At 65.2% G+C, this 11,476-nt stretch carries 10 protein-coding genes; 3 read left to right on the top strand and 7 right to left on the bottom strand.

Going from position 1 to position 11,476, the window contains the following annotated elements; all coding sequences use genetic code 11:
- Nucleotides 1-14: 14 nt before the first annotated feature.
- Nucleotides 15-1,244: an efflux RND transporter periplasmic adaptor subunit gene (locus FQ755_RS36235; RefSeq protein ID WP_144162888.1), complete on the bottom strand. Its 1,230-nt coding sequence runs from the start codon at nucleotides 1,242-1,244 to the stop codon at nucleotides 15-17.
- 443 nt (nucleotides 1,245-1,687) lie between these two features.
- Here FQ755_RS36235 and FQ755_RS36230 point away from each other — a divergent pair, with 443 nt between their 5' ends.
- The gene (locus FQ755_RS36230; protein WP_144162886.1) at nucleotides 1,688-2,335 is read left to right on the top strand and encodes a TetR family transcriptional regulator; all 648 of its coding nucleotides are present in this window, start codon (nucleotides 1,688-1,690) and stop codon (nucleotides 2,333-2,335) included.
- Between the two features lie 55 nt (nucleotides 2,336-2,390).
- Here the strand turns inward: FQ755_RS36230 and FQ755_RS36225 are convergent, their stop codons facing one another.
- From FQ755_RS36225 to FQ755_RS36200, 6 genes are all read right to left on the bottom strand, one after another.
- Nucleotides 2,391-3,143, bottom strand: a complete 753-nt coding sequence (locus FQ755_RS36225; RefSeq protein WP_144162884.1) for a CoxG family protein — start codon at nucleotides 3,141-3,143, stop codon at nucleotides 2,391-2,393.
- Nucleotides 3,144-3,176: 33 nt separating this feature from the next.
- Nucleotides 3,177-3,605 carry a DUF427 domain-containing protein gene (locus tag FQ755_RS36220; protein WP_144162882.1) on the bottom strand — a complete coding sequence of 143 codons (429 nt, stop codon included), beginning with the start codon at nucleotides 3,603-3,605 and terminating at the stop codon, nucleotides 3,177-3,179.
- Nucleotides 3,606-3,823: 218 nt separating this feature from the next.
- Nucleotides 3,824-4,333, bottom strand: a complete 510-nt coding sequence (locus FQ755_RS36215; protein ID WP_144162880.1) for a carboxypeptidase regulatory-like domain-containing protein — start codon at nucleotides 4,331-4,333, stop codon at nucleotides 3,824-3,826.
- A 218-nt stretch (nucleotides 4,334-4,551) separates the two neighbouring features.
- Nucleotides 4,552-6,078: a DegQ family serine endoprotease gene (locus tag FQ755_RS36210; protein WP_144162878.1), complete on the bottom strand. Its 1,527-nt coding sequence runs from the start codon at nucleotides 6,076-6,078 to the stop codon at nucleotides 4,552-4,554.
- Nucleotides 6,079-6,252: 174 nt separating this feature from the next.
- Entirely contained in the window at nucleotides 6,253-7,554 is a 1,302-nt protein-coding gene (locus tag FQ755_RS36205; protein WP_144162876.1) for an ATP-binding protein, read from the bottom strand.
- 4 nt (nucleotides 7,555-7,558) lie between these two features.
- A complete protein-coding gene (locus FQ755_RS36200) occupies nucleotides 7,559-8,221 on the bottom strand; it encodes a response regulator (protein ID WP_090685123.1) in 663 nt (220 codons plus the stop codon).
- Nucleotides 8,222-8,543: 322 nt separating this feature from the next.
- Between FQ755_RS36200 and dacB the strand changes: the two genes are divergently transcribed.
- On the top strand, nucleotides 8,544-10,238 hold the full coding sequence (gene dacB / locus FQ755_RS36195; RefSeq protein ID WP_144162874.1) for a D-alanyl-D-alanine carboxypeptidase/D-alanyl-D-alanine-endopeptidase: 1,695 nt from the start codon (nucleotides 8,544-8,546) through the stop codon (nucleotides 10,236-10,238).
- A 195-nt stretch (nucleotides 10,239-10,433) separates the two neighbouring features.
- The gene (locus tag FQ755_RS36190; protein WP_144162872.1) at nucleotides 10,434-11,456 is read left to right on the top strand and encodes a sterol desaturase family protein; all 1,023 of its coding nucleotides are present in this window, start codon (nucleotides 10,434-10,436) and stop codon (nucleotides 11,454-11,456) included.
- Nucleotides 11,457-11,476 lie beyond the last annotated feature (20 nt).

Below are 11,476 nucleotides of genomic sequence, written 5' to 3'. Positions count from 1 at the left end.
CAGGCTCCCTGTTATTACGCGCCCGATGCAGCGGAGGCAGCTTGTGCCGTCGATGCACCGTTGGCAGCCGGCGCAGCTTGAGCGGTGGCGTCGGAAGCGGGTGTGGCCGGCAATTGTGCGGCGACGGTCTTCACTTCCATGCCCGGACGGACTTTGTCGGTGCCCTGCACGATCACGCGGTCGCCCGGATTCAGGCCGCTATCGACCACCCAGTACGAGCCATACGTGGCCGAAGTCACGAGCTGGCGCAAGGCGACCTTGTTGTCCGCGCCGACCACCAGCGCCGTAGGCGTGCCCTTCTGGTCGTGCGTGACGCCGATCTGCGGCACGATGATGGCGTGGTCGTTCACGCCTTCCTGAATACGCGCGCGCACGAACATGCCCGGCAGCAGCACGTTGTCCTTGTTCTGGAACAGCGCGCGAACCGTGACCGAACCGGTGCTTTGATCGACCGTGACGTCGCTGAACTGCAGCTTGCCGACTTCCGAATAGGTACGGCCGTCTTCGAGGATCAACGTGACCTTGGCCGCATTCGGGCCGCTCGTCTTCAGGCGCCCTTCCTGCACTTCGCGGCGCAGCTTCAGGCCGTCGAGGCTCGATTGCGTGAGGTCGACGTACATCGGGTCGAGCTGCTGCACGGTGGACATCAGCGTCGCGGCGCTCGCCTGCACATACGCGCCCGGCGTGACCTGCGAAATACCGACCTGGCCGCTCACCGGCGAAACCACGTCCGTGTAGCCCAGGTTGATCTGCGCCGTGTCCACGGCCGCCTTGCCCGAGGCCACGTCCGCCGCGGCCTGGCCTTCCGAGGCGACCGCGTTGTCGTAGTCCTGCTTGCTCACGGCATTGGCCGCGACCAGCACCTTGTAGCGGCTCGCCTGCGCGGTGACCGAAACGAGATTCGCCTGAGCCTTGGCGAGCGTCGCCTTGGCGCTGTTCAGGGTGGCGATGTACGGCGCCGGGTCGATCTTGTAGAGGCGCTGGCCGGCCTTCACCTGGCTGCCTTCGGTGAATTCGCGGCGCAGCACGATGCCGTCCACCCGCGCGCGCACCTGCGCCACGAGGAATGCATTGGTGCGGCCCGGCAGTTCGGTGACGACAGGCACGGCAGTCGGCTGAACAGTCACGATGCCGACTTCGGGCGTTTGTTGTGGCGGGGCCGATTGTTTTTGTCCGCACGCGGCCAGAAATACCGCAGCCGTCGCGACACTGATTAAGCGAAATGGAACCCGTTCGACGCGCATGGAGCGACCTCTGTCAAGGCTGAGAGAATGAAAAAATGCGTGAAAAATGCGCGCATCCCTACCCCGGGGAAATCGCGCGCACCGCGTCTCGCGACGCGTGACCGCAAGCCCGATGATGCGTATTGGATGGATATCCTCAGCGAAATGCACCCAACCCGGAAATGCCATACAGCGCCGGCACGGCGCCGGCCTTTTCGGCCTCGCGTACAGCTTCCTGAAAGACGACAGTGACGGATATTAACCGGTCGTGACGGCTTGGGCTATCCAATCAATGGGGTGCTATTATATATACATCCGCGTATGGATGTTAAAGTGTCTTTCACTATTTGTAAGGTACATGGCGGCAATAACTGCTCCCAGAAACCGCAACAATCAGATGCATTGTGACGGGCCGCGTTTAAAAGTGCCCAGTAATCCCCGCAAAACAGGCAGGTCAGACGAATATGGTCAGAAGGACCAAGGAAGAAGCCCTGGAGACGCGCGCCAGCATCCTCGATGCCGCCGAACAGGTCTTCTTTGAGAAGGGCGTGTCGCGCACGTCACTGGCCGATATCGCCCAGGCCGCTGGCGTGACGCGCGGCGCAATCTATTGGCACTTCGCCAACAAGGGCGATCTCTTCAACGAGATGTTCGACCGCGTGCTGTTGCCGCTCGACGAACTCAAGGCCGCCTCGGTCAATCCGGAAGAAGCCGACCCGCTCGGGCGGCTGATCGACATTTGCACGGTGTGTCTGCGCGACACGGCGGCGGACCCGCGGCGGCGTCGCGTGTTCGACATCCTGTTTCTGAAGTGTGAATTCGTCGAGGAGATGGGACCGGTGATGGCGCGCTATCAGACCAATATGCGCGAGGGGCTCGGCAAGATCGAGATCGGCCTGCGCAACGCGATTTCCAAAGGGCAAATGCCTGCGGACCTGAACACGAAGCTGGCGGCCACCATGCTGCACGCGTTCGTGGGCGGTTCGCTGCGCGACATGCTGATGCTGCCCGAATCCACCGATTTCGACCTGCACGCGCAGGAGATGGTCGAGGCCATGTTCGATGGACTGCGGCTCAGTCCGGCATTGCGCACGGCTGGGAAGTCCGCCTGAGCAGTGGCCGGCAGGCGGTTGCCGCCTGCCGTTGCCATTGCCGTTCGTTTAGGCCCTAGCTTTGGCTGAACCAGTGGGCCGCATACATCAGCACGGCCACCAAAAGAATCATCACGGCCCACAGCCACTGCGGCATGGCGTGTGGCGTCGGCTCCCGCTGCGACACGCCATGCGGCGTCCGCGTCCCGAACAGCGTGCTGGTGGCGCGGCCGCTGACGGCGCCGCCGTGATCGTGCGCGCGCATGCGGCGCGCCATTCCGCCCAGGTTGATCGGCCGCAGAAACACGTGCTGACGCCGGCCGTGCGTGCCGCGCGCGCGATTCGGCCCTTGCCCGTGCTTGGCCTGCACGACCGCGCAGAATTCGGTGAAAAAATCGTCCGCCAGTTCGTGCAGGGCATTTTCGATCTGCCGCGCCGGCAGTTCCGCGAGCGGCCCGGTCAGCGTGGCCCATATCGAATAGTCGATGCGCGTGCTCGGCGCCTTACTGGTGGCGCTCTCGTCCGGGCGCAGCGTCACGTCGATCTGTCCACGCAGCGAGCCGACTCCGTCGGCGCGCGCCTTGAAGTTCAGGGCACGATGCGGCGCATCCGCTTCCACGGCATTTTTGTTGGCGACGTGAGCCCGCACGTCGTAGCGGGCGCGCAGCGGGCCGAGCGGCACCGTCAGCGTCAATGCATACTCGCCGCCCGCCAGACGGGTGAACGATTCACAATTGTCGAGGCTGGCGCGCAGCAACGCGAGGTCTTGCAGCGCGTCCCAGACATCGGACGGTGCAAGCGCAATCCGTAACGCGTTGTTCAGTTCCACGGCTGCCTCCCCGATTAGCGTGCGCCCGCGCGATCAGGACGTCTGATCAATGCGGTCGACCCGCGATGCGTAAAACGCCAGATATCCCTTGATCTGCTGGGCCGCGTCGAGCGGATTTTCGTAGCACCAGACGGCGTTTTCGACCAGACCGTCCTCGGTGCGCAGATGGAAATACGAGGCTTCGCCCTTGAATGGGCAATGCGACGTGTGATCGGAGCGTTCGAGCCGCGCCATATTGACATCGTCGCGCGGAAAATAAAACACCTCGGGCAGCCCGGTTTCGGCCAGCGTGAGGGCGGCCTGGGTATCGGCCATCGTGACGCCCCGGTGGATCACCCGCACCCGATGCTGATTGACCGCAATCTCGATGCGATGAGCGCCGCCAGCGGCGCCGGGTGCAGATGCGCCATGCGAGCCATGTGCTCCGGCGGGACTTCCGTTGGGCGTCGAGGTGTCGCTCATGTCACGGCTCCGTGTGCGAAAAACCAGCGATTCAGGCGGCGGCCATGCGAGCTTGCAACGCGACGCAGCTGCGAAAGGCAAAACGGCGGAAAACGCTGAAAACGGTCTGAAAACCAGCGGCGCGCCGAGGCTTTCCGAACGAAAAAGCCACGGGACGCCCCGTGGCTTCATTATCGGCCAATCTGCGGCCGAGCGTGCGGCCTTCACACAGCGGCCGATTACTGGGTTTTCCAGTAAAACGCCGACTTCGCGCTGCCTGTCGCCGGGATCGTCACCGCCTTCTGCTGCTCGTCGCTCTTGTAGCGCGCATGCACCGTGTAGTGGCCCGGACGCAGTTTCACGAGCATATAGGGTCCGCGGGAAGTGGCCTGCAGCACGTCCGCGCCATGCGCGTCGACGATCTGCACGTGGACGTCCGCGAGGAAGTCCGAACCCGGGCCGGTAAAGCGCAGCGCCAGCGGCCAGTGGCTTTCGGCGCCCTGCAAGGCCTTCGATTCGTCGCTGCCGACGCCGCCCGACACGAACGCCACGTCGCCCTGATGCTGGATTTGCGGCATGCCGCCGCCATTGTCGTTACCGGCGCTGGTGGTGTCGGAGGTGCTGCCGCCTGTGGTGTCGCCGGTTTGCTGCGCCCACGCGCCGCCCGCGAAGCCCAGCGTTAGCGCGGCGGTCACTGCCGCAGTGAGTGCGGTCGCTGCGAGGCGTCGCTGCTTGCCTTGAAGTTTCATATGCATTGCTCCTTTATTAGGGTCTTGAACCATCTGCCCGAACGAGAGGTGCAACTGTCATGCCCGCCTCGCCGCATCGTCTGATTAATAAGCGGACGCGCGCGCAGCCTCGCTATGCAGTCGTCGAGCGCGGGCTGTGGTTGTAAAAGGGGGGGTAATGCGGAGGTGGGAATGCCGGCCCGTCGGCAGTTTGTGCAAACGGACCGGCAAGTTTTACGTCAGCCCAGATCGACCGGCACAAAGATCTGTGCGTTATCGCGCTGGATCAGCAGGGCGATGCTGTTGCCCGCCTGCGCAATCATCTGCTTTAGCTGGTCGACGCTCGTCACCGGACGGCCGTTCACCGCCAGAATCACGTCGCCCGGCTGGATGCCGGCGCTTTCCGCCGCGCCCCCCGATTGCTGCACCAGCAGGCCGTGGGTGATCGACGCGCTGCTCTTCTCATCCGGCGTGAGCGGCCGCACGGCGACGCCGAGGCGGCCTTGGACCTGCTCGGGCGCGCTGTCGCTCTTCGCAACCTTGGCATCGGCCATCGAGCCGACGGTCACCTTGATGTCCTTGCTCGATTTGTCGCGCCACACCGTCACGGTTGCCGAACTGCCGGGCGCGAGGTTCGCCACCTGAGCGGGCAAATCGGTCGAGTCGGACACCGGCGAGCCGTTCACCGCGGTGATCACGTCACCGGGCTGCAAGCCGGCCTTGGCAGCCGGACCGCCCGGATCCACCGAGCTCACCAGCGCGCCGTTCGGCTTCGGCAGCCCGAACGAATTGGCCAGCGTCTGGTTCAGACCCTGCACGGCGACGCCGAGGCGTCCGCGGCTCACGTGACCGGTCTTGACGAGATCGTCCTTGACCTTGATCGCCTCGTTGATCGGAATCGCGAACGACAGACCCTGGAAGCCGCCCGTCTGCGAGTAGATCATCGAGTTGATGCCGATTACCTCACCCTGCAGATTGAACAGCGGGCCGCCCGAGTTGCCCGGATTGACCGGTACGTCGGTCTGGATGAACGGCGTGTAGTTTTCGTTCGGCAGCGAGCGCGATTTCGCGCTGATGATGCCGGAGGTCACCGTGTTGTCGAAACCGTAGGGCGAGCCGATCGCCACCACCCACTGGCCGACCTTGCTCTGGTTCGGATCGCCGATCTTCACGGTCGGCAGATTGCTCGCGTCGATCTTCAGCACGGCCACGTCGGACTGCTTGTCCGCGCCGACCACCTTGGCGCGGAATTCGCGCTTGTCGGTCAGCTTGACGGTGACGACATTGGCGCCGTCCACGACGTGCGCATTGGTCAGGATGTAACCGTCGCTGCTGACGATAAAGCCCGAACCGAGGCTCGCGCTCGGCGTATCGCCCTGGTCATCGCCGTCGCCGCCACCGCCTTGCATGCCCGGCACGCCGCCGAAGAAATGCTTGTAGAACTGATAGAACGGATCGCTCGGGTCGATCGGCAGTTGCTGTGCATTGCCGCCGTCACCGTCGCCGCCCGCGCCGCTGCGCAACGCGGTGCGCTTCACCACATGCTTGGCGCTGATGTTGACGACCGCCGGACCGTAGGTTTCAACCAGGCCGGAAAAGTCGGGGATACCGGTTTTGGCAGCGGCTTCGGCCGGCATCATCGCGGCTTGCGCCTGGGTGATCACCTGGGGCGCGGGCACATCGCGATGGCCCGCCACGTAGCCGGCGGACAGCGCAACGGCGACGGCAACGGCGACGGCGCTGCGGGACAGGGTTTTCGCATTCATCGTGTACTCCTGACAGGGAGAAAGGCTCTAGGGATGGGATGAAGCCTACGTGGCATCGCTTAAAGGAGTCTTAAACAAGTGCCGCTGCCGCCCATCCGCCCGCTTTCCTCTACCTTGCGCGCGCGATGTGACAGTCTTCCTGCACATGCTGACGCAAGCCGCCTCGACCCGGAATCAGAAACGCACGCTCACTTCGAGACCGCCCGCAGGCGAGTCGCTCAGCGTCACGCTCGCACCATGCTGAATCGCGATGCGGCGCACGATGGCGAGTCCCAGGCCGCTGCCGGAGACGTCGGTGCGGGCGCGCTCGGCGCTCTCTCCCGCACGATAGAAACGGTCGAACACGCGCTCGCGCTCGGCGGGCGGAATGCCCGGTCCGTTGTCAGCGATACGCACCGTGGGGTGGCCGTTTTCCACCACGAGGCTCACATCCACCCGGCCGCCGCGCGGGGTGTATTTGGTTGCGTTGTCCACCAGATTGTTGAGCATCACCCGCAGCGCGTCGCGGTCCCCAATCACGGTGGCGGCTTCATTGGCTTCGACGCCCAGATCGACCCCACGCTGCTGCGCGAGCGGCATGTAAGCCAGCACGCAATCGGCGAGCAGCGCATGCAGATCGATCGCCTTGGTCTGCAGATGGCCGTCCGGTTCCGAGCGAGCCAGCGCCAGCAGTTGCTCGGCAAGCCGCGTCGCGCGCGTGACGCCGGCTTGCAGGTCGGCCAGTGCTTCGCGGCGCGTGCAGTCGTCGGTGGCGCGCGCCACCAGTTGCGTCTGGATCTGCACGGCGGCGAGCGGTGTGCGCAGTTCGTGGGCGGCGTCGGCGACGAAGGCTTTTTGCGTATCGAGCGCCGTGGCGAGGCGCTGCAGCAGTCCGTTGAGCGCCCGCACCAGCGGCTGTACTTCGAGCGGCAGGCGGCTGTCGGGCAATGGATCGAGTGCTTCCGGATGACGTGTTTCGAGCGCGCCGGTCACCCGGCGCAAAGGCCGGAGCCCGCGTCCGACCACCACCCACACCGCCAGTCCGAGCAGCGGCAGCAGCACGATCAGCGGCCACAGCGTGCGCAGCGCCACGTTGGCCGCGAGCCGGTTGCGCACCGACACCGGCTGCGCCAGTTGCACGACGTTATCGCCGACAATCGCGCCATACACGCGCCAGTCGCCGCGATCGGTGCGTTCGGTCGAAAAACCGAGTTCGGCGCGCGGAGCGAGCGGCGCACGCGGGCGCGAGTAGTACATCAACGCGCCGTTGCGATTCCAGATCTGCAGCACGATGCCTTCGTCGCCGGTATCGCGTGAACCGAGAACCTGCGAGAACGGCTCGGACGGCAGCGCCTCGGCGATCTCCTGCAACTGGTAGTCGAACAGTTCGTTGGCTTCGGCGAGCGCCTGGCGGTAGATCAGCCAGCCCGCGATGCCGACACCCAGCAGCACGATGGCGAGCAGCCAGAACAGCAATTGACGGCGAATGGAACGCATCGGCTCAGGCGTCCTTGGCGATCATGTAGCCGAGACCCCGCACGTTGCGGATCAGGTCGGCGCCGAGCTTCTTGCGCAGCGCGTGGATATACACCTCGACGGTGTTGCTGCCGATTTCCTCGCCCCAGCCGTACATTTTTTCTTCGAGCTGGCTCTTGGAGAGCACCGCGCCCGGCCGCGCGATCAGCGCCTCGAGCAGGGCGAATTCACGCGCGGACAGCGCCACCGGCGCGCCCGCCAGCGTCACCTGGTGCGAAGCGGGATCGAGCGTGAGCGTGCCGTGGCGGATGGTCGAGTCGCTGCGGCCCGACTGGCGGCGAATCAGCGCGCGCATGCGGGCGCCGAGTTCGTCGAGATCGAAAGGTTTGACGAGGTAATCGTCGGCGCCGGCGTCGAGCCCCTTGACGCGATCGGCGACGGCATCGCGCGCCGTCACGATCAGCACCGGCAGCGTATGGCCACGGGCCCGCAGCGTGCGCAGCACGTCCAGACCGTCGCGCTTGGGCAGGCCCAGATCGAGCAGAACCAGATCGTAAGGTTCGCCGCCGGCTGCGCTCAAGGCCGCCTCGCCGTCTTCTACCCAGTCGACCGCGAAGCCTTCGCCGCGTAACGCCTTGCGCACGCCTTCGGCGATCATCCGGTCGTCTTCGACTAGCAATATGCGCATGGTTTTACCAATCCGAAACATTCATGATGCCGCATTCTAGCGCCCGGCCCGCGCTCGTGCGCTTCGTGCCGATGCGCCGCGTTAGATGCCACGCAAATTCGCGCACGGCGGCGGCATGTCTCTACAATGGGCGCTTTTGCGCAGCGCGCCATCCGCCTCCGAGTCAGGGGCCACATGGCGGCTCGCATAAGTGTTGTAACGGTCTCACGCGTGACCATGAAGATTTGCGCCGCCCGGCCGTTACACCACTTGACTGCCCCATATGAGCGCTGCGCGCCGAGCGCCGTGCTTTAGCCGTGACTTTTTGGTTTTTCGCCCGTTCATGACGCACGCCTTTCTGTCTTTTCTCGTCCGCCGCCTCGCGCCGTGCGCCGCTTCGTCCGTTTCATCCGCTTCATCCGCTACCGCTCGGCCTGCCGCCGCTTTCGGTGCGGCCGCGCCGCGCAGCGGGCGGGGCGCCGCCTCAAAGCGTGCGGCGCGGCGTGCTTCGACGGCTGCCTTCGCCCTGTTGCTCGCCGGCGCCGCATTGGCCGGCGCGGCTCCGGCGCAGGCACGCGTCAAGGCCAAACACCCGTCGGTCAATGTCACCACGGTGTTGCCGCCGGCCGTGATGGCGGGTCTCGCGCGCGCGCACGTGCCGTTGTCCGCGATCAGCGTGGTGATCGAGAAGGTAGGCGACCGCACGCCCATCGTCGCGCTGAACGCCGGCAAGCCGATGATGCCCGCCTCGACGATGAAGCTCGTCACCACCTACTCGGGCCTCTCGATTCTCGGGCCGGACTATCGCTGGCGCACCACCGCCTACGCCGACGGCACGCTCGACGCCGCCGGCATCCTGCACGGCAATCTGTATATCCAGGGCACCGGCGACCCGAAGCTCGTGCCGGAGGAACTGATCGACCTGGTGCAGAAGATCCGCAAGTCCGGCATCAACGGAATCGACGGCGCGCTGGTGCTCGACAAGCGCTATTTCGACCCGTCGACACGCGACCTGCCGCCGTTCGACGACGACGCCACCGCGCCCTACAACGTCGGTCCCGATCCGCTGCTGTACGCGTTCAAGTCACTCTCGTTCACGCTGACGCCGTCGCCTGACGGCAGTGTCGGCGTCGACGTGATTCCGGCGCTTGCGCAATTGCAGATCGACAACGAAATGCACGCGAGCGCCGGCCCATGCCGTGGCGAACTGCCCACGCCTGCCGTCACGCCGCAGCCGAACGGCACGGTAGTCGCAGCGTTCGCCGGCGACCTCGCCGAACGCTGCGGACCGCGCACGCTGAACGTGGCGGTGCTCGATCACTCGGCCTTCTTTGCCGGCGGCTTCCTCGCGCTGTGGGAGCAGACCGGCGGCACCTTCAAGGGCGCGACCCGCGAAGGCCCGGTGCCGGCCGAGGCCCGTCTGGTCGCCACGCACCAGGGACCGGTGCTCTCCGACATCGTCCGCGACATCAACAAGTTCAGCAACAACACGATGGCGCGCAACCTGTTCCTGACGATCGGCGCGGTCACCGGCAAGCCGCCCGCGACGCCCGAAAAATCCGCGCACGCCATCGAAACATTCCTGGAGAAAAGCGGCCTGAACATGGAGTATCTGTCGCTCGACAACGGTTCGGGCCTCTCCCGCGACGAGCACATCACGGCGCTCTCGCTGGCCGATCTGTTGCAGGCGGCCAACGCGAGCCCGGTCGCCCAGGTGTTCGTCGATTCGCTGCCGGTGGCGGGCGTCGACGGCACGATGCGCAACCGCCTGACCTCGCAACCGGTCGGCGGCAACGCCCACATCAAGACCGGCACGTTGCGCGACGTGCGGGCAATCGCCGGCTACGTGGCATCCGCCGACGGCGTGAGCTACATCGTGGTCAGCATCATCAACGATCCGCATTCCGAGGCGGCGCGCGCCGCGCACGACTCGCTGCTCGAATGGGTCTATCAGGGACCCTCGCAACCGATGCAGGAAGTGGCCGACGAGCCGCGCAGCAAGCCCAGGAAAAACCCGCACAAGCGTGCGGAGCATTGAGGATTCCTTCTAGCGAAGCCATGCGCGGCAAGCCGCAGAGCGTGTACGCTTGCGGGCAGTGTTTGAAGCCCGCGTGAAACGCATCAGGGCGCGCGCGAGTCGCGTGCCGGCTGTGCCGGCGTGGCGGGTTCAAACGAAAACGACAACGCCCGCTGCGGCATACGCAGCGGCCAGGGACCCAGGAGGAAGACGCCCATGCAATTCGATGCCGAATTGCTGCTGCTCGCCATGGCGCCCGTCTTCCTTGCGTGTATTGGCTGGGAGGCGTGGCATCTGCACCGCACGCGTCCCGAAGCACGCCTTTACAGTTGGCGCGACACGCTGTGCAACGCCGCGCTCGCGCTGCTGCAGCAGGCCGCCGACAAGCTCGCGTGGCTCGCGATCATCCCCGTCTATGCGTTTTGCTTCGACCACTTTCGCGTCTATACGTGGCGCGCCGGGTGGGTATCGTTCGTTGTGCTGTTCGTCGCGCAGGATTTGCTTTACTACGTGTTTCACCGCTGCAGCCATCGGGTCCGCTGGCTGTGGGCCGCGCATGTGGTGCATCACTCGTCGGAGCGGATGAATTTTTCGACGGCGTTCCGCCAGAGCCTGATGTATCCCGTCGCCGGCATGTGGATTTTCTGGATCCCGCTTGCCGTGCTCGGCTTTGCGCCGAAGCAGATCGTCGCCATTGTGCTGATCAATCTGGGCTTTCAGTTTTTCGTGCATACCCAGGCCATCGGCAAGCTCGGCTGGCTCGAATATGTGCTGAATACGCCGTCGATCCATCGCGTTCACCACGCGCGCAACGAGCGCTATATCGACCGTAATTACGCCGGCGTGCTGGTGATCTGGGACCGGCTGTTCGGCAGCTACGTGGACGAGGATACGAACGACGCGCCTGTCTACGGCATCGTCGAGCCGCTCCACACCTACAACCCGCTGAAGGCGACGTTTCACGAATGGGCCTCGATGGGCGCCGACGTGCTGCGCGTACAGGGCTGGCGCAACAAGCTGAGCGCGCTGTTCGCACCGCCCGCCTGGGCTGCCGCGTACCACGCCTCGCTCGACGTAGGCGCGAACGCCGTCACGGACGGCGCCCGTGCGGGCACGACGAATGCGTTTGGAAATGAGCCCGTCAACGCGCTCAAGCATGCGGATGCGCTGGACAACCAGGCATCGGCAAACCATCCGGCCGCGTTTCAAACGCCGCGCAGGCCGGGGAAGATTCTGTAAGCTGTCGTCACGCCGCCGAC

Source organism: Paraburkholderia sp. BCC1885, assembly GCF_900996235.1.
Taxonomy (GTDB): Bacteria; Pseudomonadota; Gammaproteobacteria; order Burkholderiales; family Burkholderiaceae; genus Paraburkholderia.
This window is presented reverse-complemented; position numbering and strand designations above follow the sequence as displayed.

Coding starts and splice junctions, on each gene's coding strand:
- FQ755_RS36235 (WP_144162888.1), bottom strand. CDS start 1,244: ATGCGCGTCGAACGGGTTCCATTTCGCTTAATCAGTGTCGCGACGGCT.
- FQ755_RS36230 (WP_144162886.1), top strand. CDS start 1,688: ATGGTCAGAAGGACCAAGGAAGAAGCCCTGGAGACGCGCGCCAGCATC.
- FQ755_RS36220 (WP_144162882.1), bottom strand. CDS start 3,605: ATGAGCGACACCTCGACGCCCAACGGAAGTCCCGCCGGAGCACATGGC.
- FQ755_RS36215 (WP_144162880.1), bottom strand. CDS start 4,333: ATGAAACTTCAAGGCAAGCAGCGACGCCTCGCAGCGACCGCACTCACT.
- FQ755_RS36210 (WP_144162878.1), bottom strand. CDS start 6,078: ATGAATGCGAAAACCCTGTCCCGCAGCGCCGTCGCCGTTGCCGTCGCC.
- FQ755_RS36205 (WP_144162876.1), bottom strand. CDS start 7,554: ATGCGTTCCATTCGCCGTCAATTGCTGTTCTGGCTGCTCGCCATCGTG.
- FQ755_RS36200 (WP_090685123.1), bottom strand. CDS start 8,221: ATGCGCATATTGCTAGTCGAAGACGACCGGATGATCGCCGAAGGCGTG.
- dacB (WP_144162874.1), top strand. CDS start 8,544: ATGACGCACGCCTTTCTGTCTTTTCTCGTCCGCCGCCTCGCGCCGTGC.
- FQ755_RS36190 (WP_144162872.1), top strand. CDS start 10,434: ATGCAATTCGATGCCGAATTGCTGCTGCTCGCCATGGCGCCCGTCTTC.